The organism is Leucobacter sp. WKLB1 (assembly GCF_059696215.1).
In genome coordinates this window covers 3343684-3364411 of record NZ_AP046115.1, presented here as the reverse complement: position 1 = coordinate 3364411, position 20728 = coordinate 3343684, and the positions used below count along the sequence as shown (strand labels likewise).

Sequence of the window (20728 nt, the reverse complement as noted above, 5' to 3'; positions counted from 1 at the left end):
GAGAGCGAGATGAATGACGTGAACGGGATGACCGCGACGACTTCTGCGCGACTGCCCGTGCCCGACGAGCTGCGCGCGTCACCGGTGGTTGCCGTGCTGCGCGCACCGAGCCCCGGCGATTACGCGCCTGTCATCGATGCGCTGCTGCGCGGCGGTATCACGCACATCGAGATCACCCTGAGTACTCCGGGAACACTCGCCGAGCTGCCCGCGTTGCGCGAGCGCTTCGGTGATGACGCGCAGATCGGCGTCGGCACGGTCACCCGGGTCGATGAGGCGCTCGAGGCCATCGGGGCGGGCGCACGCTATCTGGTCACCCCGACGACGGTGCCCGCGGTGATTGATGCGGCGGTCGCGGCAGGCCTTCCCGTCTTCCCCGGCGGCTGCACGCCGACCGAGCTGCACGCGGGGTGGACCCGCGGTGCTACGGCCGTGAAGGTCTTCCCGGCGTCGCACTGGGGGCCGGGCTATCTCGGCGATTTGCGCGGCCCGTTCCCCGACATCGAGGCGATCCCTTCGGGCGGGGTCGACACCGAGAGCGCGTTGGCGTGGCTCGCGGCCGGAGCGTGCGCGGTGAGCGTGGGCGGCCCGCTGCTGCAGGACGCATTCAGGGGCGGAGACGTCGCGGCACTCACCCGGCGGGCCCAGGAGCTCGTCACTCGTGCCCGCGACGTGCGGAGCGGATCGTGACCGCCGCTGCGGCCGGGCAACCCTATGTGCTCACACTCGGCGAGTCGATGGGGCTCGTGCGGCAGGCCGGCATCGGGCGTCTCGCCACGCAGCGCGCGATCGAGCTGGGTTTCGGCGGCGCGGAATCGAACGTAGCGATCGGGGTGCAGCGCCTCGGCATCGATGCCGTGTGGTGCGGTCGCCTCGGTACCGACAGCCTCGGCGACCTCATCGAACGTGAGCTGCGTGCCGAGGGGGTGCGCGCCGAGGTTATTCGCGATCCCGAAGCACCCACTGGCCTGATGCTCAAAGAACACCCCGCCGCGGGCGCGACCCGCGTGACCTACTATCGGCGAGCGAGCGCGGGATCACGACTGGCGCCCGACGACCTGCCCGATGGGCTCGTCGAGCACGCCGCACTGCTGCACGTGACCGGCATCACGCCGGCGCTGTCGCCGTCTACTGACGCTGTCGTCGAGGCTTCGATGCGGCGGGCGCGTGCCGCTGGGGTGCCCGTGTCGATCGACCTCAACTATCGCTCCGCGCTGTGGTCGCCCGAGCGCGCGGGGGCGCGGCTGCGCGAACTCGTCGCCCTCGCCGACGTGGTGTTCGCCGGCGACGACGAGGCTGCTTTGGTCGTCGGTGCCGGGCCCGCCGCCGAGCTCGCTGCGCGATTGTCTGCGCTCGGCCCGACCGAGGCCGTGATCAAGCTGGGCGCCGACGGATGCATCGCGCTGATCGACGGCGAGCGGTTCGCGTTGTCGGCCGTGATGGTCGACGCCGTCGATACGGTCGGCGCCGGCGATGCGTTCGTCGCGGGGTACCTCGCGGAGCGGGTGCGCGGCCTCTCGCCCGAAGCGCGCCTGCGCACTGCGGTCGCCGCGGGTGCCTCCGCATGTCTCGCGCCGGGCGACTGGGAGGGCCTGCCGTCGCGCGACGACCTGCGGCGGCTCGGCGGCGATGGCGGCGGTGATCCGGTGCAGCGGTAGCGCTTCTGCTGCAACTGCTGCGCTCAGCGCCCGCACCCCCTCCGAATCGGTGTCAGTTTGTGCTGCCGGCGACGCCGATTCGGTCGTTTCGATCGCACAAAGTGACACCGATTCGGCTGGCTGGCTGGCTGGCTGGCAGTGCTGGCCCGCGTAACGGGTGGGCGGCACGGCGAGGCGGATCAGCCGCGGTATTTCGCGCGGAGCGAATTCGCCGCTGACTTTCATTGCAATCGCATGCAGCGCATGGGGTTCGGCGCGTAGGCTCAGCCGCATGACCACGATTCGCGCCATCACCGTTCCCCACGCCGGCGGCTCCGAGCTGCTCGAGTTCACCGAGGTCGAGAGCCCCGCTGCCGGGCCGGGCGAGCTGCTGGTGCAGACGCGCGCCGTGGGCGTGAACTTCATCGAGACGTATCAGCGGTCGGGGCTCTACTCGGTCGAGTATCCGTTCACGCCGGGCGGCGAGGGCGCGGGCGTCGTGCTCGAGATTGGCGATGGTGTCGAGGGGTATGCGGTCGGCGACCTCATCACGACCGCCGAGGCATCGCGCACCTACGCGGAGCGTTTCGTTGTCGCCGCCGAGAAAGCGGTGCACGTGCCCGAGGGGATCGCAGCCGATGTGGCCGCGGCGATTCCGCTCCAAGGGCTGACCGCCCACTATCTCGCGACCTCGGCAGCCCATCCCCAGGCCGGCGACACGGTTGTCGTGCACGCCGGGGCCGGTGGCGTCGGGCTGCTGCTCACGCAGTTGCTCGTCGCGCGCGGGGTGCGCGTGTTCACCACGGTGTCGACGCCCGAGAAGCGCGAGCTCAGCCTCGCGGCCGGCGCCGCCGAGGTCTTCGACTACGACGACTTCGCCGCCCGCGCGCGCGAACTGACCGACGGCGAGGGCGTCGCGGTCGTCTACGACGGCGTCGGCGCACGCACGTTCGACGACTCGCTCTCGGCGCTGCGCGTGCGCGGCACGCTCGTGCTCTTCGGCGCCGCGAGCGGCCCGGTGCCCCCGTTCGACCTGCAGCGGCTGAACGCCGGGGGATCCCTCACCGTGACGCGCCCGTCAATGGGCCACTTCTTGCTCACCCCCGAGGAGCGCGAATGGCGCTACCGCGAGCTGTTCGAAGCGATCGCCGCAGGTTCGCTCGACTTCCGCATCGGCGCGCGCTTTCCGCTGTCGGAAGCGGGCTACGCGCACGCGCAGCTCGAGTCGCGGGCGACGACGGGCAAGGTGATCCTTGAGCCGTAACGTGCGCGACCAGTGAGGGCATCCACAATGACCAGTGACACTCCTGAACCAACGCAGGAGCGCAGCCGCCACACCACAGAAGCGCTGAAAGAGCGCATCTACGCGACGTTCACCGGTCTGGCGATCGTGCTGGTGCAACTGGGCAACGTTGAGCATCTGCACGCATCGAATGCGACCATCACGCTGCTCGTGGGCATTGCGGCGATTTCACTCGCAGGATTCGTTGCCGAGATCCTTGCCCATACCGTGACGCACGGCGCATTTCCGCCGCGCGGCGAACTGAAATCGATGGTGGGCATCGCGGCAACCGCGCTGCTGTCGGCCTCGGCGCCGCTGCTGTTGCTCGGGCTGGCGTGGATCGGCGTGCTGGGCCTTGACGTTGCATTGCGGGGCGGGGCGATCGTGTACATCGCAACACTCGGGCTCGTCGCCTGGCTCGCGATTCACCGAACGAAACTCTCGCGATGGAAGCAGGTGCTGGCTCTCGCGCTCATCGTTATGCTCGGCGTCTGCGTGCTCGCGCTGCAGCAGTTGGCGCACGGTCACTGAGCGACTGGGCCGCCGAAGCCTCCGCTCGCAGCCGTTCGCGCGAGTCAGGCGTCAGGATCAGAGTCCGTGGTGAGCTCGAGCGGCAGCAGGGTGGTCAGGGTGCGCACCACGGTTTCCGCGGGTGCCGGATCGGTATCGCCCAACCACTGCAGCAGGGCGTAAACGGTCCCGGCGCTGATGAACGAAGTCGTGAGTGAGACCGTCGAGTCGTCGGCGCCCTGCAGCTCGGCCTCGACGGTGCGACGGGTGAGCGTGGTGAACCGGGCGACGAGATGCTCGAAGACCTGCGCGCGAGACCCGACGGTGATGGCGTAGTCGAGCAGTGGGCGAGACCGTTCGAGCTCGGCGATGAGGCGTTGCAACCCGTCGCGGGTGATGAGGTCTCGTCGGGAGTGGGCCCCGGTTCGGCGAGCGACATCGGTCTCGGAGATTTCGGAGAGGGCATCGGTGATCGCTTCTGCGGCGAGTTCATCGACCGTCGCGAAATGCGTGTAATAGGTGCTCCGGCCGACCCCGGCGCGCTCGCACAGCCAGGTCGCACTGAGTCTGGGTGTGCGTTCTTCGGCTGCCGCGCGGAATGCGGCGATGAGGCGAGATCGGGTCTGAGTCGTCTGGTCGTCGTTCGCAGAGCGGAGCTCGGCACGGCGGTTCGCCTGAGGCGACGGTTCCCTGCCAGGAATCATGGCTTTCCCTTCCTGTAGACAGTGTCTATTTGGGCGTAACATGAGGCATGCGACCCGCACCTATTCTGTCGCCCGTTGCGTTGTGACGGGTCGCGTGCAGCGTGCGGGCATCCGAAACGAGGTACACACCGTGAAAGCTTGGTTCCTAGATGAGGTGCACGCACCGTTGCGTGAGGCAAATATCGATCGGCCGGTTCCCGGCCCCGGGCAGGTGCTCATGCAGGTGCGCGCTTCGGGTCTTTGCCACAGCGACGTGGGCTACAGCGAAGGCGTCATTCCGGTCGCCATCCCGTTTCCCGTGATTCTGGGCCACGAGGCCTCCGGCGTCATCGCAGAGCTCGGTGAGGGCGTGTCCGGGTGGGCGATCGGAGACGCCGTCGCAAGCGCGATTGCCCCTGACGATGCGCCTGGCGTGTCACGAGATGGCGCTTACGCGGAATACACGATCGTGAACGCGTCGAAGCTGGTGCGCCTGCCGGCAGGTATGGATTGGGCGCAGGCGGCCGCCGCGACCGACGCTGGATTGACGTCGTACACGGGTGTCGTGGTCTTCGGCGAAGTGCAGGCCGGGGATCGCGTCGGCATCGTGGGCCTCGGGGGTTTGGGCATGACCGGCGCTCAGATCGCCGTCGTGCAGGGCGCCACCGTGTACGGCGTCGAGCCCCGAGAAGCTCTGTGGGAGACTGCGCAGGGGCACGGGGTCGCCGAGGTGTTCGCCGACGTCTCAGCGCTAGAGGGCATGGATCTCGACGTGGTCATCGATTTTGCAGGCTTCGGAACGACGACCGCGGGGGCGATCCGCGCCGTGAAAACGCGTGGTCGCGTCGTGCTCGTCGGCCTGGGCCGCTCGGAATGGACCATCAACTCCATCGATCTCGTGTCGCGCGCCATCGAACTGCGTGGGGCGACAGTCGCTGGTGAGCCGGCGCATCTCCAGGCGGTCATCGATCTCATCGCCGCAGGCAAGCTCAGCGTGAAAGCCGAATCGATCACCTTCGACGAGATTCCCGATGGGCTCGGTCGACTGCAGCGCGGCGAAGTGAACGGGCGATTGGTCGCGATCCTGCCGGAGTAGGCGGTATTCGAAGTTCTCATGCACACACCATTTACCGAAGGAGCAACATCATGAAAGCAGCAGTCGTGCGACAGTTCGGCGGAGGGTTCCACACCGAAGAAGTCGCATTGGCCAGCCCAGAGGGCCGAGAAGTCCGCGTGCACGTCCGGGCGTCGGGTCTCTGCCACAGCGACGAACTCGCCGCGAGCACGAACCTGGGCTATGACGTGCCGGCCGTGCTCGGTCATGAGGTCGCGGGCGTGGTCGAGGCGATCGGCCCCGATGTGACCGAGTTCGCCGTGGGCGATCATGTCGTGGGGTGCCTCGTGCAGTTCTGCGGTGCGTGCGACCGGTGTCTCACCGGCCGCGTGCACCTGTGCCGGCGCCCCGAATCGACCGTTCGAGGCGAGCGCAGCGAAGCGCGGTTGACCGACGCCGAGGGTCAGGCACTGAGCCAGGGTATGGCGCTCGGCGGGTTCGCCGAGTTCGCATTGATCCATGAGAACCAGCTGGCGAAAGTGCCCGACGCCATCCCGTTCCCGCAAGCCGCGCTCCTGGGCTGCGGCGTGGCGACGGGCGCTGGAGCCGTCATGAACACTGCGAACGTGCAGGCCGGCGACACCGTCGCCATCGTGGGCGTCGGGGGAGTCGGCTTGAACGCGGTCAGCGGCGCGGTCGTTGCCGGGGCCTCCCGCATCATTGTGATCGACATCGCCGATGACAAGCTCGAAACTGCGAAGGGACTCGGCGCCACGGTCGGTATCAACTCACGCAACGTGGATCCCGTTGCCGCGGTGCTCGAGGCGACGGATGGCAACGGTGCCGATCACGTCTTCGACTTCGTCGGTGCCGGTGAGACGACCGCTCAGGCGCTGCAGATGGTGGGCAAAGGCGGCGGCCTGTATCTCATCGGGGTGCTCGATCCGACCATGTCGGTCACGGTCGCCAATATCGACATGCTGATGCGCCAGAGCCGCATTCAGGGGGTGTACATGGGGTCGACGAACCCCAAGCGCGACATTCCGATGATCGCGGAACTCTACCTGCAGGGGCGCTACGAGCTCGACGCTCTCGTCTCGAAAGAGATCTCGATCGATGAGATCAACGAGGGCTACGCAGCCCTGAAGGATCCGAAGATCAACCGTGTTGTGATCACGTCGTTCTGACGGCGGACTGAGAGCGGGACTCGCGGGTGCCTCCGACGAGACCCGCTCTACGGCACCCGCCGAATCCAGGCCTCGGTCGTGAACTTCTGCTCGACGAGACGCTCGGCGGCGTCCCATTCACCCTCGGTCACTTCGCCCTCGGTGCCGCCATGGCGGCGCTTGAACACCTCGATCATCTTCTCGATGATCTCCTCGCGCGCGAGGCCGGTCTGGCTGCGCAGAGGGTCGACACGCTTCTGCGCGCTGGCGGTGCCTTTATCCGAGAGCTTCTCGCGCCCGATGCGCAGCACCTGGGTCATAGCCTCGGGATCCATGTCGTAGGCCATCGTGACGTGGTGCAGCACGGCACCCGACCCGAGGCGCTTCTGTGCGGCTCCGCCGATCTTGCCGTGCGGGCTCGTGATGTCGTTGAGCGGCTTGTAGACAGCGTCGATGCCGAGCGACTTGAGCGCCTCGAGCACCCACTCGTCGAGGTAGGCGTAGGAGTCGGCGAAGCTCATGCCGCGGACGAGCTCGCCGGGCACGTAGAGCGCGTAGGTGATGCACGCCTCCGGCTCCATGTACATCGCCCCGCCGCCCGAGATGCGGCGCACGATGCGGGCGTGCCGCGCAGCGGCCTGCTCCTCATCGACCTCGTTCTTCACCGACTGGAAGCTGCCGATGAACACGGCGGGCTCGTTCCACTCCCAGATGCGCAGCGTCGGCCCGCGCAACCCTTCGCCGACGGCCGCGGTGAGCACCTCGTCGAGTGCGGCGTTGAGCACGGGAGTGATGGGCGGTTCGTGGATGATCTGCCAGTCGTAGTCGCGCCAGTGCGCGGCCCCGGTGACGGCGCGGCGGATCGCCACTCCGACCGAATCGGGGGTGAATCCGAGCAGGTGCACCTCGCTGGGCAGCTTCGCCGAGATCGCGGTCGAGAACTCCTCGATGGTGCCGTTCGGGTGCAGTCCCTCGATGGCCTCGTTGATGCAGCCGAGCGCGTCGTCGGGCTCCAAGAAGAAGTCGCCCGAGAGGCGGAAGTCGCGGATGCGGTCGTCGATGACGTCGAAGTCGACGACCACCAGCTTGCCGCCAGGGACCTTGTACTCGCCGTGCATGCTCATAGCTTTAGGGTACGCCTGCGGGGGCGCGTCCGCCTAGCTGCTCATCCCATCCCGGATCGGGGTAACTTCGGACCAGCGCAAACGGCGAACGCGCCCGCTTCACCCACCCAAAGTTACCCCGATCGCAAAGTGGTAGCGCCGACCCGCGACCGCAGCTCAATCGCTGGCGACGCGCTCCTGAATCCAGGTCGTGACATCGGCGAAGACCTCGTCGCGGTTGGTCTCGTTCAAGATCTCGTGCCGCGCTTCGGGGTAGAGCTTGACGGTGACGTCGCGCACCCCCTTCGCGCGATAGGCGTCGGCGAGCAGCCGGATGCCATCGCCGCGGCTCAGCGGGTCGTCGGCACCGGCGACGAGCAGCAACGGCACGTCGGGTGCGAGCCCCGAGCCGGGCTTGCCGAAGAGTCGCAGGCCGTCGGCCACGCCGAACAGCTTCAAGATGTCGGCGTCGAAGCACAGCGGGTCGTCGGCGAATGCCCGCCCGACACTCGCGTCGCGGCTCAACCACTCGAACCCGCTCTCGGCCTCGGCCGCCCACAGCGCGTTGAGGTTGCCGCTCTCCATGTGGCGGAAGGTGCGGAATGCCGTGCCCGACAGCACCACCGCATCCCAGGTGCGCGGGTGCTCGTTCAAGATGCGCTGCGCCATGAGCGAACCCCACGAGTGAGCGAACAGCACGAGGGGCAGATCTGGGTGGCGCTCGCGGGCGACTTCCGTGAATTGGCGCAGGGCGGCTTCGGTCGCGACGAGCCCGCCCGGCCCCAGTTTGCCGAGTCGTGAGACGTCGCCGTCGTGCTGGCGTCGCCCGGTCTCACCGTGCCCGCGGTGGTCGTCGGCGACGACGGTGAAGCCTGCGCCGACGAGGTGCCGCGCGAACGGTTCGTAGCGCAGCGCGTAATCGCCGATGCCGTGCGCGATCTGCACCACGCCGATCGGGTCTGCGGCGACCCACTCGTAGCAGTGAATCTCGACTCCGTGCGCGTCGACGTAGTCGAATTCGGTGCGCTCGCCCTCGGTGCTCATTGCCCCATTCTGTCGGCTCGGGGTCGAGTGCGCCAGGGAGGTCGCTGGGTGCGCTGAGATGTGCAAGGGCGCCGGATCACCCGGCGTCGCCGACACCCCAGCCGTAGGCGAGTTTGTGGGCCTTCAACACGAAGAACGACTCGGTGCGCACGACACCGGGAATGCGCTGCACGGTCTGGAACATGAGATCGGTGTAATGCTCGATGTCGCGGCACACCACCTCGACCATGACGTCGAAGCCGCCGCTCGTGAGTACGACGTAGCTCGTCTCGGTGAGTTCGGCGAGCGCTTCGCACACGTCGGGTGCCGTGCCCGGATCGCACGTAATGCCGACGAGTGCGAGCCGATCGAACCCGATGTTGAGGGGGTTTGCGATGCCGACGATCTGAAACATGCCGCTGTCTTGCAGCCGCTGCACGCGGTACCGCACCGACGATGCCGAGACCCCGAGCTGATCGGCGAGGGTGCTGAACGGTGCGCGGCCGTCGATCTGCAGCGCGGCGATGAGCTTGCGATCCAACTCGTCGAGATCGAGGTGCGCGGTTGCGGGCTCGTGTTCCGTCATGGACCCTCCTGGGGTTCGGGCGTCCCGACAATCCTATGACTCGATGGCTCCGGGGTGCCGAAGCGATGCCCCGAAGCCATCGACGGCATTACCCTTCTGCGACGGCCGCCTGCCCGTCGACCACGGTCAGCACTGCGGCCGCGCCGAGCAGCAGCTCGGGCGCTTCGACGAGCGGGTTCACGGCCCACACGACGAAGTTTGCGCGGTAGCCGGCGGCGATGCGGCCGAGCTCGTGGTCGCGGCCGGTCGCGTAGGCGGTGCCCACGGTGAAGGCTTCGAGGGCCTGCGGGGGCGTAAACACGCGCTCCGGCTGATAGGGCGCGCGCTCGCGTTCGAGCACCGATTTCGCGGTGAGCGCGATGAACAGGTTGTCGGCGGCCTCGTGCGGTGCGGTCGGGGCGTCGGTGCCGAGGGCGAGGTGCACGCCGGCCTCGCGGAACTTGTGCCAGGGGAACCCGGTGACGGCGCGCTCGTCGCCGAGCACGGCCTGCCAGTTGTCGAGCACCGCGGGGTCGCAGTGCACCGGCTGCATCGACGCGGTGACGCCGAGCTCGGCCATGCGCGCGATCGTGTCGTCGGCGACGTATTCGAGGTGTTCGACGCGAGGGCGGCGGTTCGGGTGCTCACCATTGACGCGCACAGTTTCCGCGATCATGTCGAGCGCGATGGTGCTCGCCTCGTCGCCGATGGCGTGCAGCGCGAACTGCAGCCCGGCGGCGTCGGCGGCCACGGCCACGGGCAGCGCGAACTCGCGCTCCCAGATCGGCCCGGGCAGCTCGCCGTTGGCGTAGGGGGCGCGCATGGCGGCGGTGCAGGCGTCGATGACGCCGTCGAGGATGAACTTGACGCCCGCGATGCGCAGCCAGGTGTCGCCGTAGGTGGCGGCGATCTCATCGCGAATGCGCGCGACCTCTGCGATCTCGGCGAGGTCGGTCTCGAGGTCGCCCGACGCGGTGAGCAGCCAGTGCGCGTTCACCGGGAAGGGGAGCCGCCCGTCGCGGTCGAGGATGCGGCGATAAGTGGCCAGGTCTGCGTGCCCGAACGACATCTCGGTCGCGCCGGTGACGCCGGTCTCGAGATACGCAGCAAACGCGTTCGCGAGGAAGCGGTCGCGGTCGACGTCGGTCGAGACCGACTCCAGGTACCCCCAGGCGTACTTGACGGCGGCGGTCTCGAGCAAGAATCCGGTGGCCTCGCCCGATGCGTCGCGCACGATCTCGCCGCCGATGGGGTCGGGAGTGTCGCGCGTGATGCCCATGGCGGCGAGAGCGGCCGTGTTGACCCAGACCGAGTGCAGGTCGTTCGCGTCGAGCACGACGGGCACGTCGGCGATCACCGCATCGAGGGCGGCCGCGGTGGGGCGCTCGCCGTCGGCGAAGATGTCGAAGAGCCAGCTGACGCCGGTGATGATCAAGGCGTCGGGCTGAGCGGCGCGTGCGGCGGCGAGGCGGCGCTGCACCTCGGCGACCGAGTCGGCATCGCGCAGCTGCACCTTGCCGAGCGCCTCGCCGAGCATGAGCATGTGGGCGTGCCCCTCGGTGATGCCCGGGGTGACGAAGGATCCGGCGAGGTCGATCTCAGCCGCACCTGCACCGGCGGCCTCGCGCACCTCGGCGAGGCTGCCGACCGCGAGCACCCGGTCGCCCTGTACGGCGAAGGCCTCCTCGGTGTCGGCGTCGGCGGGGCCGGTGAAGACGACGGCGTTGGCGTAAACGGTGGTGGGGGCCGACATGAGGCTCGCTTTCGATCGGGGTGCTGCGTGGTGATGCGGGGTGGTGCGGTGCTGCGCGCGGTTCAGACGTTCGCTGCCTCGCGGGCGGCGGATCGCGCCAGCGCTCGTTCGGCACCCGTCGAGACGCGCGCGACGAGCACAACGGGAACGATCACCGCGAAGCTGACGATACCGGTGATGAGCGTGAATCCGCCGATGCCGAACCAGGCGATGAACAGACCACCGATGAGCGGCGCGAAGCTGGAGCCGACGAGGTAGGCGCCGAGCAGCGGCCCCGACCACCGCCCGCGCGCGTCGAGGCCTGCCGCGGTGGCGATGAAGAGCGCGAACGCGAACGCGTAGATCGAGCTGACGGCGATGATGAGCACGGCGTAGATCGTGGGGTCGGGAGTGAGGCCGGTCCAGACCTTAAGGGCACCGCCGATCACGAGGGCGATCGCGAGCGGCCAGGCCCGGCCGAAGCGATCGCCGATGATCGCGGCGATGACCATGCCGACGATGCCGCCGCCGGCTGCGAGGCTGAGGGTGAAGCCGAGCGATTGCTCGCCGATGCCGAGGGCGTCGCCCATCACGGGTGCCATCGTCCAGATCGCGTCCTCGCTGGTGCCCCAGAGCGGGAAGAGGATGAGGATCGCGATGCCCGCGAGGGTGATGCGGCGCGGCTCGGCGATCTGCAGCGACGAGGTGACATCGACCGGTGCGGCGTGTTCGGGTGCGTTCGGTAGCCAGGAGGTCAGTGCGAGCCCGACGAGCGAGATACCCGCGAGGGTGCCGAACACGCTGCCCTGGGTGATCCCGATCAGCGGAATGATGGCGAGGATCACGGTGATGAGGGCGCGATTGACGAGCCCGCTCGTCGCTGAGACGCGGTTGGGGTTGCGGAGTGCCGCGATGGCGGCGCCCGACGTCGAAATCGCCGCCCCGACGCCCGCGCCGCCGACGATGAGACCGGCAATGGCGACGGCGGGCGTCGCGACGAATGTGGCGAGCCCGAACGCGAGCACGGCGACGATCAGCCCGCCCGCGGCGAGTGGGCGGCGCAGGCGCCCGGAGGCGATTCGCCCCGTACCGAGCCCGACGACCGCCGAGGCGAGCAGCGCCCAGGTGAGGATGTTGCCAGCGGCGACCGCGTCGAAGCCGAGCGTCATGAGTGCCGTGATGATGAACGGTGCGAGATTCGCCATCATCAGGCTCGCGAGTGCGATAAGGAAGGTGGCACTCCCGCCTCGCAGCGTCAGCGGGTGGCGCGGATCGGTGTCGGCCAGTCGGGGCGGCATCGTCGGTGATGACAAGGGAACTCGATTCTTCGGCTGCGTCGCCGAGCTCATTAACCGAATCAGTTTCGGTTATGCTGCGACCATGCTCCTCGCTGTGGGAGGATCTGTCAAGACGGCGGCGATCCTGCCCCCGAATCATCACCTGAAACACCCGAAACCCCCGAACCGCGAACTCAGGAGACACCCCGTGGCCCGACCGAAAACCGCGCGCCTCAGCCGCGAGATCATCGGTCGCGCCGCTATCGAGCTGGCGGAGTCGGGCAAAGAGCTGCAGGTCGTGCCGCTCGCGAAGAAGCTCGGCGTCAGCGTCTCGTCGCTCTACCACCACGTCAACGGGCGCGACGGAGTGATCCGCGCGATGCGCGAGGTGCTCGTGCCGCGGTACCTGCTCGAGGTGCCCGACGGGGCGACGTGGGAGCAGCGCATCCGCCTCGAGGTCGAACGCACCTGGCGCATGTACGCCGACCATCCCCGGGTGCTCCAGTACATGGTGACGTCGGTGATCGACGAGCCCGATGTGATGCGTTTCTACAACGCGCTTGCCGACGCCCTCACCGAGGCGGGTCTGCCGTCGGACGAAATTCTCTCTACGATCGAGGTCATCGACGCCTTCACCTTCGGTGCGGCCCTCGATACGCTCTCGCCCGACACGATTCTCGACCCGGCGAGCGCCGGCGACGTGCTGGGCGCATTGATGGTGGATCACCCCACCGGTGCCGCACGAAATCGCCGATTGTTCGACCTCGGTCTCGAATTGTTACTCTCAGGCATCACGGCGCGTGCCGCTTCCCAGGGGAGCTCGCTTACACTGTCCGAGTGACGCGCCCCTCCGGTCGCCGCTCCGCACCGCGCGGCCGGCTCGTGTCTCCGCTGCTGGCGGGGATGGCGTTGGTCGCGCTCGCCGCAGCGGTGCCCGTCACCGTGGTCGCGCCGGGGCCCGCCATTCGGGCGGAGGCCGGCACCCTCGACACCCCGGAGGCCCGCACCGTGCACGTGACCGACCTGAGTGTTCCCGGCCCCGCACTCGGCGTGATTCTCGAATCCCCGAACCGGTTGGGCTCGCCGCGCGTTCCTGTGCGCGCCTACGAACCCGAGGGTCGAGCCTGGGCCACTCTCGTCTGGGCGCACGGCGGCTCATTCGTGCACGGCACGCTCGACGGCCCCGAGTCCGATTGGGTGTCGCGCCGCTTCGCCGAAGCCGGGGTGCGCGTGTACGCCGTCGACTACGTGCTGGCCTCGCAGACGGTGAAGGCGCCCGCACCCGCGAACGATGTCGCGGCCGTGCTCGCGTGGGCGTCGGCGCAGCATGACGGCCCGCTCGCGATCGGCGGAGCGAGCGCCGGCGGTCAGCTCGCGGTGCAGACGGCGCTGCAGCAGGCGGATCGTGCGGCCGCCGACCCGCTCGGCGTGGTGCGCCGGGCCGACGCCGCGCTGCTCGAGTACCCGACGCTGCACCGGGTACAGCAGCCCGACGCCTCCATCGCCGCGTTGACCGCCGGCCTGGTCGAGCGACGCCAGTTCGGCCCCGAGCGCATCGCACAGATGTACGACTTCTACCTCGGCGGCGCAGCCGGGGAGCCGACAGACGGCTCTGCGAATGCGAACGTGGTGGGCGAGCTGCCTGCCCCGCGCCTCGCCGCGCTGCCCGCCACCGTCATCGTGAACGCCGACCTCGACGACCTGCGCGCATCGGCCGAGCAGTTCGCGGGGCAGTTGCGCGAGGCCGGGGTGCGCGTCGCCGAGTCGCTCCAGCCCGGCACCGATCACGGCTACCTCAGCCGACCCCAGGAGTCGCCCGAGGCTGACGCCGACGCACGCGAGACCATCGAACGCTTCGTCACGGGGTTGCGCGAGATCGTCGCCGCGCGCTGACGCTCGGCGATCCGGCTCGCGCACCGATTCGTCCTTGCACACCGATTCGTCCTCGCGCACCGATTCGACGAAACGCAGACAGTTTCTCGCCGCAACTGATATCAGTTCGTCGAATCGGTGCGCGAGGGCAAGCGGTGTGGCCCGCGCCCGAGCGATTCAGATCTGGTATTCGAGCTTGTGGTACTTGCCGCGGTAGAACAGCAGCGGTGCGCGCTCGGGGTCGGTCGAGATGCCCGAGACGGCGACCAAGAAGATGAGGTGGTCGCCCGCCTCGATCTCGCGCTCGATCTCGCCGGCGACCCAGCCGGTGCCGCCCGCGAGGGTGGGTGCACCGTTGCTCTCGGAGGGGTACCAGTCGACGCCGGCCCACTTGTCGGTGCCGGATCGGGCGAACTGCCCGCTGAGGTGCTGCTGCTCGGCGCTCAAGAAGTTGACGACGACCTGCCCGTGCTCGCGCACGGCGGCGAGGCTCTTCGACGTGCGGGCGACCGAGAACGAGATCAGCGGCGGGTCGATCGACACGCTGTAGAACGACTGGCACGTGAAGCCGACGGGGCCGTCGGGTCCGTGCGTGGTGATGATGGTGATGCCCGAGGCGAAGCCGCCCATGGCGTCGCGGTATTCGCGCTGGTCGAACGCGGCAACGGGGGCTGCGGCCTCGATGGCCGGCTCGACCGCGGTGGCGGTGTCGGGGAGCTCGATGGTGGTGGTGTCGGTGCTCAAGCGGAGACCTCCGTTCGGTCGAGTGCGGGCAGCAGCAGGCGCCCTTCGGATGCGATCCACTCGTCGAGAATCTCCTCGCGGCGGTCGAAGCGCGGGGTGGCGAAGGCGAGGCCTCGGGTGGGCACGCTCGCCCCGAGCTCGACGAGCAGGGGGCGCAGCGTGAATTCGACGGCGAGGGCGTGCTCGTCTGACGCGGTGGTGAAGACGGGAATCGCGGTGACGCCGTCGAGGCCGCGCGCCGGGTAGCGGTCAAGGAAGGCCTTCAGCAGGCCGGTATAGCTGGCCTTGTAGGTCGGGGTGGCGATGATCGCGTAGGTGGAGGATCGCAGTTGCTCGTTCAGCGAGTCGACCGAGGGCGCGGGCCAGGCGAAGAGCTCGGCGGCGTGGTCGATGAGGTCGACGGTCGGCAGTACCTCGGCGCCGGTGGTCGCAGCGACGCGCTGCGCGAGGTCTTCGGCGATCTGTCGCGTGCGCGATTGCGGCTTCGGGTTGCCGACGATGACGGAGATGGTGGACAAGACGCTCCCTTCGGGAAAGCAGCTGGGTGCGGCGCCGCGGTCGTGCTCATGAGCGCGCTCGGCGTCGCATGGCTCCATCGGCTGCATGCGGGCGGTTGGGTCATGATCCACGGTGTGATGTCGCGGAGTCGCCTCGGGATCTCATCCCGGGGAACTGTGCTCCAGTGTATGACTGCCATTCGCTGCGGTGAAGATTCGACTGCAATCGGGCGTAACGGTCATGGTTCGTCATCTTTCTTCCACGATTGTGATCGGTTCGCATAAGCTCCACGCATGTCTTCCATAACGATAACCGCAGCGGGTGCCGCCGTTCCGACGGTCGGCATCGCCCTCGATGGCGCCGGGTGGCACCCTGCGGCCTGGCGCGAGCCGAGTGCACGCCCCGGTGCGCTCTTCACCGCTGACTACTGGCAGCAGCTCGTCGAGACCGCCGAAGCCGCGGGTGCCGATTACGTCACGTTCGACGATGCGCTGCGTCTGCAGAGCGCTCCGGTGTTCGGCGGCGCGGCCGATGCAACGGATGAGGCGGGGGTTGACCCGACCATCGTCGAGGGGCGCCTGGACGCACTGCTCACCGCGAGCTGGATCGCGCCGCGTACGCGCAGTATCGGCCTGATCCCGACGGTCACGACCACGCACACTGAACCGTTCCACGTCGCGACCGCGCTGCAGACGCTCGATCACGTCTCCGCCGGCCGTGCGGGCTGGCAGCTCCGGTTCTCGGCCGAAGCAGCATCGGCCGACGCGTTCGGGCGCCGCGCCGCACCACAGATCGATGTCGAGCGCGTGCTCGCGGGCGAGGCCGACGCGGGCCTGACCGAGCTGCTCGACGACGCGCACGATGCGGCAGAGGTCGCACGCCGACTCTGGGACAGCTGGGAAGACGACGCGATCATTCGCGACCTCGAGACGGGTCGCTTCTTGGATCGCGATCGCGTGCACCACATCAACTTCGAGAGCGAGCGCTTCTCCGTCGTCGGGCCGTCGATCGTGCCCCGTTCGCCGCAGGGCCAGATCGTCGCGACGCTGCTCGCACACGCCGCACCGATCTACGATCTCGCCGCGCGCGTCGCCGACGTCGTCTTCATCACTCCCGAGAACGACGCCCCGAACGCCGGTGCGTCGCGCGGCAAGCGCACGGCCGAGATCGTCGCCGAGGTGCGCGCCGCCGAGGCCGAGGCAGACCGTGCTGCGGCAGGCCTCGCACCGCTGCGCATCATCGCCGATCTCGTGGTCGCGCTCGACGCGACCGAGGAGCTCGCCGTCGATCGCATCGCGCGAGTCGACGACGCGGCCGGTGCGGCTTTCGCGAGCGATGCGCGCATCGAAGCCGGCAGCGCCGCGCAGATCGCCGACCGCATCGCCGAGTGGCATGCGGCCGGCATCGACGGGGTGCGTCTGCGCCCGGCCGCCCTTCCGCTCGATCTCGACCTCATCGCCGCCGATCTGCTGCCGCTGCTGCGCGAGCGCGGTCTCGCGGGGGTCGCCGCAGCCGGTTCGCTGCGCGACCGCTTCGGCCTCGGCAGCGCCGTCAACCGTCATACCGCGGCCCGCACTGCGTCCGAGCACGCCGAGGAGGCCGCAGCATGAGCAAGCGTCAGGTGCGACTCGTCGCGCACTTTCCGGGCGTCAACAGCACGACGGTCTGGAGCGACCCCGAGTCGGGCAGCCAGATCGACTTCGCCTCGTTCGAGCACTTTGCCCGCACGGCCGAGCGAGGGTTCTTCGACTACGTCTTCTTCGCCGAGGGCCTGCGCCTGCGCGAGCACGGCGGGCAGATCCACGATCTCGACGTCGCGGGCCGCCCGGCCACGCTGGCGATCCTCGCCGCCATCGCTTCGGTGACCGAGCACATCGGGGTCGTCGGTACACTCTCGGCGACGTTCAACGAGCCCTACGAACTCGCGCGCCAGCTCGCGACCATCGACCATCTGTCGGGCGGTCGCGTGGGCTGGAACGTCGTGACGTCGCCCGACGCGTTCCATGGCGGCAACTTCCGACGCGGTGGATTCCTGCCCTACGACGAGCGCTACACCCGTGCGGAAGAGTTCGTCACGCTGGCGAAGCACCTGTGGGATTCGTGGCAGCCGGGCGCCGTGATCGCCGACCAGCAGCTGGGACGCTTCGTCGATCCGGCACTCGTGCAGCGCGTCACCCACACCGGCCCCCAGTTCGATGTCACCGCCACCAGCACCGTGCCGCGCAGCCCGCAGGGGTACCCGGTCATCGTGCAGGCGGGTGACTCGCCCGCCGGCCGCGACTTCGCTTCGGCGAACGCCGAGGTCATCTTCTCGCGGCACACGGGCTTCGCCGAGGGCCAAGCGTTCTACCGCGATGTGAAGGGACGCCTGCCCGCGGTGGGTCGCACGGAAGACTCGCTGCTGATCCTGCCCGCCGCCACGTTCGCGCTCGGCGACACCGACGCCGAAGCGCGCGAGGCATCGCGCGAGATCGGCTTCGCGCAGACCACCCCGCAGACCGCCGTCGCCTGGATCGAGGCGATCTGGGGGCAGGAACTGCCGGGCCTCGACCCCGACGGGTCGTTGCCGACCGTCGAACCGCAGGAGACCGAGCAGCGCCAAGGGCAGGCCGCGACAAAGATCGACCGGGCGGCCCGAGCGGCCGAGCTGCGGGATCGCGCCCAGCGCGACGGGCTCACCGTGCGCCAGCTGGTCGCCGCCGAGACGGCCTCGCACACGTTCGTCGGCTCGGCCGAGACCATCTCCGCCGAGATCGACCGCTACGTGCAGGGCCGGGCCTCTGACGGATTCGTGCTCGTGCCGCACTTGACCCCGGGCGGGCTCGACGGATTCGTCGACCAGGTGGTGCCGCTGCTGCAGGAGCGCGGCGTGTTCCGCGAGGAGTATGAGACCGATGCGCAGACCGGCGAGCCCGTGACACTGCGCCGCACGCTCGGTCTGCCGACCCCTCCCGGGCCCGCCGATGCGTCGACCGTACCGGGCTCCGTACTCGCCGCCGAGGCCGCCGCATGAGCGCGACCATCGCACTGCCCGAGACCGGCCCGGTCGCCGGGGCCTCCGAACTCACGGTGTCGGATCAGGATGCGTTCGAAATCCGCATCGTGCACCCGGACGACGCGCTCGCCCGGCCGCTGCTCGACGACCTCGAGCGCGAATACGACGCGCGCTACGGGGTCGAGGTCTTCGGCGAACCCGCTTCGGTCGAGATCAACCGCTACCCGGTCGCCGACTTCACAGCACCGAACGGCACCTTTCTGGTGCTGCTGCAGGGCGGTGCGCCCGTCTCGGGCGGCGCCTTCATGCGGTACGACGAGCGCACGGCCGAGTTCAAGCGCATCTGGACGCGTGCCGACCTGCGCGGTCGCGGGCTCGCGCGTCGAGTGCTCACCGCGCTCGAGCAACAGGCGGCTCGCCTCGGCTACGAGCGGGTGTACCTGACCACCGGGCCGCGTCAGCCGGAAGCCGTGACACTGTACCTCCGCACGGGCTACACCCCGCTCTTCGACCCGGCGCTCAGCGCCGAGGAGATCGGTGTGCACGCCTTCGAAAAAGCACTCCCGCCCATCGCCGCCCGCGAAGGTGCGGAATCCGCAACATCCCCCGCCCATACCGCGAAGGAGGCACGATCGTGACCGCAACACTCGACGCACCCCAGGCCGAGGTGGTGAACCGCACCGCGAAGCCGAAGCAGAAGCTCGACGTCGTGCCGCTGCGACACTGGTGGCGCTGGGCGTTCAGCGCCATCGGCATCTTCCTGCTCGCCCAACTCGTCTGGACGTTCTTCTCGAACCCGCAGTGGCGCTGGCACATCTTCGCCGAGTACTTCTTCAACGATGCGGTGCTGCGCGGCCTCTGGCTGACCCTCTGGCTCACCGCGGTTTCTGCGGTCATCGGGTTCATTCTCGGCGGACTGCTCGCCGTGGCGCGGCTGTCGGGCTCGGCGATCCTGAACTCATTCGCCTGGGGCTTCATCTGGTTCTTCCGCTCCGTGCCCCTCGTCGTGCAGCTGGTGATCTGGTACAACCTCGGGTACCTCTTCCCCACGCTCGGGATCGGCTGGCCGTTCACGTACGACTTCTTCGTGGTCGAGTTCGACACGGTGCGCCTGCTCTCGGGTTCCGTCGCCGCCATCCTCGGACTGTCGCTGCACCAGGCTGCCTACTCCGCCGAAATCATTCGCGGTGGGCTGCTCTCGGTCGACCAGGGTCAGCTCGAAGCCGCCCGCGCCCTCGGCATTCCTCGGGGTCGCCGCTTCTTCCGCATCGTGCTGCCGCAGGCGGCGCGAGCGATTCTGCCGAACGCCTTCAACGAGGTCATCGGTCTGCTGAAGGGCACCTCGGTCGTCTTCATTGTCGCGCTGCCCGAGCTCTTCTACACGGTGCAGGTGATCTACAACCGCAACCAGCAGGTCGTGCCCCTGCTGCTCGTCGCGGCCGTCTGGTACACGATCTTCACGACCGTGCTCAGCATCGCCCAGTTCTACATCGAGCGACGCTTCGCGCGCGGCACCGCCCGAGAGCTGCCCCCGACGCCGATTCAAAAACTGCGTCGCCGTATCTCGCAGTTCACCGGGCGCGGCACCGCCATCGCACCGTCGGCGCCCGTCGCCGCAGCCCCCGGTACCGCCCTGTCCAACCACTCCGGCGCGGCCACCTCCGCGAGCGCCCAGTAAGGAGGCCGTCATGACCATCACCACTGCATCAGCCACGGCGGCCGCCGAGGCTTCCGCCTCGGACGCCGCGGCACCTGCCGTCGAACCCGGCGGCGCCGCGAATCCAGAGGCGGCCGCGACCCCCGCCGTTCGGTCGGGCAAGGGGCTCGTCGAGATCACCGGCGTGCACAAGTCGTACGGCGCCCATGAGGTGCTCCACGACATCACCCTGCGCGTCGAGCCCGGCCAGGTCGTCTCGCTGCTCGGCCCGTCGGGTTCGGGCAAGTCGACCCTGCTGCGCGCGATCAACCACCTTGAGACCATCGATGCCGGGTCGATCACCATCGACGGCGAATACATCGGCTACGAGCAGCGCGGCGGCAAGCTGCACGAGCTGCACGAAAAGCAGGTGCTCGAGCGCCGCACCCGCGTCGGCATGGTGTTCCAGAACTTCAACCTGTTTCCGCACCTCACGGCGATCGAGAACATCATCGAGGCGCCGATCGGTCTGAAGCGCGCCAAGCGCGCCGAGGCCATCGCCCAGGCGAAGGTGCTGCTCGAGCGGGTCGGCCTCGCCGACCGGGCCGATCACTACCCCCGCCAGCTCTCGGGCGGCCAGCAGCAGCGCGTCGCGATCGCCCGCGCGCTCGCCCTGCAGCCCGACGTGCTGCTTTTCGACGAGCCGACGAGCGCGCTCGACCCCGAACTCGTGGGCGAGGTGCTGCGGGTGATCCGCGACCTCGCGCACGGCGGCACCACCCTGATCATCGTCACGCACGAAATCGGCTTCGCGTCAGAAGTGTCAGACCACGTCGTCTTTCTCGACGGCGGCCGCGTGATCGAAGAGGGCACTCCCGAGCAAGTACTGCGAGCCCCTGAACAGGCTCGCACCCAGGAGTTCCTCGACTGGGTCATCTGACCCTCCTGTAC

General features: G+C 68.9%; 21 protein-coding genes. 13 read left to right on the top strand and 8 right to left on the bottom strand.

Features of this window, described 5'->3' with window-relative positions; all coding sequences use genetic code 11:
* Positions 1 to 9 precede the first annotated feature (9 nt).
* The 4 genes from ACZF5Y_RS15475 to ACZF5Y_RS15460 all read left to right on the top strand — a co-directional run bounded on the left by ACZF5Y_RS15475 (position 10) and on the right by ACZF5Y_RS15460 (position 3450).
* Positions 10 to 690 carry a bifunctional 4-hydroxy-2-oxoglutarate aldolase/2-dehydro-3-deoxy-phosphogluconate aldolase gene (locus ACZF5Y_RS15475; protein WP_497533612.1) on the top strand — a complete coding sequence of 227 codons (681 nt, stop codon included), beginning with the start codon at positions 10 to 12 and terminating at the stop codon, positions 688 to 690.
* On the top strand, positions 687 to 1658 hold the full coding sequence (locus tag ACZF5Y_RS15470; RefSeq protein WP_497533611.1) for a sugar kinase: 972 nt from the start codon (positions 687 to 689) through the stop codon (positions 1656 to 1658). Before ACZF5Y_RS15475 ends, ACZF5Y_RS15470 begins: the two co-directional genes overlap by 4 nt.
* Before the next feature lie 271 nt (positions 1659 to 1929).
* A complete protein-coding gene (locus tag ACZF5Y_RS15465) occupies positions 1930 to 2901 on the top strand; it encodes a quinone oxidoreductase family protein (protein WP_497533610.1) in 972 nt (323 codons plus the stop codon).
* A 27-nt stretch (positions 2902 to 2928) separates the two neighbouring features.
* Entirely contained in the window at positions 2929 to 3450 is a 522-nt protein-coding gene (locus ACZF5Y_RS15460; protein ID WP_497533609.1) for a hypothetical protein, read from the top strand.
* A 44-nt stretch (positions 3451 to 3494) separates the two neighbouring features.
* On the opposite strand, the gene ACZF5Y_RS15455 is transcribed toward ACZF5Y_RS15460, so the two are convergent.
* A complete protein-coding gene (locus ACZF5Y_RS15455; RefSeq protein WP_497533608.1) occupies positions 3495 to 4133 on the bottom strand; it encodes a TetR/AcrR family transcriptional regulator in 639 nt (212 codons plus the stop codon).
* Between the two features lie 130 nt (positions 4134 to 4263).
* Between ACZF5Y_RS15455 and ACZF5Y_RS15450 the strand changes: the two genes are divergently transcribed.
* Positions 4264 to 5208, top strand: a complete 945-nt coding sequence (locus ACZF5Y_RS15450; RefSeq protein WP_497533607.1) for an alcohol dehydrogenase catalytic domain-containing protein — start codon at positions 4264 to 4266, stop codon at positions 5206 to 5208.
* A 50-nt stretch (positions 5209 to 5258) separates the two neighbouring features.
* On the top strand, positions 5259 to 6353 hold the full coding sequence (locus ACZF5Y_RS15445) for a zinc-binding dehydrogenase (protein ID WP_497533606.1): 1095 nt from the start codon (positions 5259 to 5261) through the stop codon (positions 6351 to 6353).
* 47 nt (positions 6354 to 6400) lie between these two features.
* Here the strand turns inward: ACZF5Y_RS15445 and lplAB are convergent, their stop codons facing one another.
* The 5 genes from lplAB to ACZF5Y_RS15420 form a co-directional block, all read right to left on the bottom strand.
* On the bottom strand, positions 6401 to 7450 hold the full coding sequence (gene lplAB, locus ACZF5Y_RS15440) for a lipoate-protein ligase LplAB (RefSeq protein WP_497535348.1): 1050 nt from the start codon (positions 7448 to 7450) through the stop codon (positions 6401 to 6403).
* Positions 7451 to 7612: 162 nt separating this feature from the next.
* Complete coding sequence (locus tag ACZF5Y_RS15435; RefSeq protein ID WP_497533605.1) at positions 7613 to 8479, bottom strand: alpha/beta fold hydrolase; 867 nt, start codon at positions 8477 to 8479, stop codon at positions 7613 to 7615.
* Between the two features lie 76 nt (positions 8480 to 8555).
* Positions 8556 to 9044, bottom strand: a complete 489-nt coding sequence (locus tag ACZF5Y_RS15430) for an Lrp/AsnC family transcriptional regulator (RefSeq protein ID WP_497533604.1) — start codon at positions 9042 to 9044, stop codon at positions 8556 to 8558.
* A gap of 88 nt (positions 9045 to 9132) precedes the next feature.
* Positions 9133 to 10776 carry an amidohydrolase gene (locus ACZF5Y_RS15425; protein ID WP_497533603.1) on the bottom strand — a complete coding sequence of 548 codons (1644 nt, stop codon included), beginning with the start codon at positions 10774 to 10776 and terminating at the stop codon, positions 9133 to 9135.
* Between the two features lie 62 nt (positions 10777 to 10838).
* A complete protein-coding gene (locus tag ACZF5Y_RS15420; RefSeq protein ID WP_497533602.1) occupies positions 10839 to 12068 on the bottom strand; it encodes an MFS transporter in 1230 nt (409 codons plus the stop codon).
* Positions 12069 to 12240: 172 nt separating this feature from the next.
* Here ACZF5Y_RS15420 and ACZF5Y_RS15415 point away from each other — a divergent pair, with 172 nt between their 5' ends.
* Positions 12241 to 12873 carry a TetR/AcrR family transcriptional regulator gene (locus ACZF5Y_RS15415; RefSeq protein ID WP_497533601.1) on the top strand — a complete coding sequence of 211 codons (633 nt, stop codon included), beginning with the start codon at positions 12241 to 12243 and terminating at the stop codon, positions 12871 to 12873.
* On the top strand, positions 12870 to 13925 hold the full coding sequence (locus ACZF5Y_RS15410) for an alpha/beta hydrolase (protein WP_497533600.1): 1056 nt from the start codon (positions 12870 to 12872) through the stop codon (positions 13923 to 13925). The genes ACZF5Y_RS15415 and ACZF5Y_RS15410 overlap by 4 nt, the downstream gene beginning before the upstream one ends.
* Positions 13926 to 14081: 156 nt before the next feature.
* Here the strand turns inward: ACZF5Y_RS15410 and ACZF5Y_RS15405 are convergent, their stop codons facing one another.
* Entirely contained in the window at positions 14082 to 14648 is a 567-nt protein-coding gene (locus tag ACZF5Y_RS15405) for a flavin reductase family protein (RefSeq protein WP_497533599.1), read from the bottom strand.
* Positions 14645 to 15166 carry an NADPH-dependent FMN reductase gene (locus ACZF5Y_RS15400; RefSeq protein WP_497533598.1) on the bottom strand — a complete coding sequence of 174 codons (522 nt, stop codon included), beginning with the start codon at positions 15164 to 15166 and terminating at the stop codon, positions 14645 to 14647. The genes ACZF5Y_RS15405 and ACZF5Y_RS15400 overlap by 4 nt, the downstream gene beginning before the upstream one ends.
* 273 nt (positions 15167 to 15439) lie before the next feature.
* Here ACZF5Y_RS15400 and ACZF5Y_RS15395 point away from each other — a divergent pair, with 273 nt between their 5' ends.
* From ACZF5Y_RS15395 to ACZF5Y_RS15375, 5 genes are read left to right on the top strand one after another with little or no spacing between them, the layout of a single operon-like run.
* Positions 15440 to 16756, top strand: a complete 1317-nt coding sequence (locus tag ACZF5Y_RS15395; RefSeq protein ID WP_497533597.1) for an LLM class flavin-dependent oxidoreductase — start codon at positions 15440 to 15442, stop codon at positions 16754 to 16756.
* Positions 16753 to 18159 (top strand): NtaA/DmoA family FMN-dependent monooxygenase, encoded by a 1407-nt coding sequence (locus tag ACZF5Y_RS15390; protein WP_497533596.1) that lies wholly within the window; start codon positions 16753 to 16755, stop codon positions 18157 to 18159. Before ACZF5Y_RS15395 ends, ACZF5Y_RS15390 begins: the two co-directional genes overlap by 4 nt.
* Positions 18156 to 18779, top strand: coding sequence for a GNAT family N-acetyltransferase (locus tag ACZF5Y_RS15385; protein WP_497533595.1), 624 nt, complete (start codon positions 18156 to 18158; stop codon positions 18777 to 18779). Before ACZF5Y_RS15390 ends, ACZF5Y_RS15385 begins: the two co-directional genes overlap by 4 nt.
* The gene (locus tag ACZF5Y_RS15380; RefSeq protein ID WP_497533594.1) at positions 18776 to 19819 is read left to right on the top strand and encodes an amino acid ABC transporter permease; all 1044 of its coding nucleotides are present in this window, start codon (positions 18776 to 18778) and stop codon (positions 19817 to 19819) included. The genes ACZF5Y_RS15385 and ACZF5Y_RS15380 overlap by 4 nt, the downstream gene beginning before the upstream one ends.
* A gap of 10 nt (positions 19820 to 19829) precedes the next feature.
* A complete protein-coding gene (locus ACZF5Y_RS15375; protein ID WP_497533593.1) occupies positions 19830 to 20717 on the top strand; it encodes an amino acid ABC transporter ATP-binding protein in 888 nt (295 codons plus the stop codon).
* Positions 20718 to 20728: the final 11 nt, after the last annotated feature.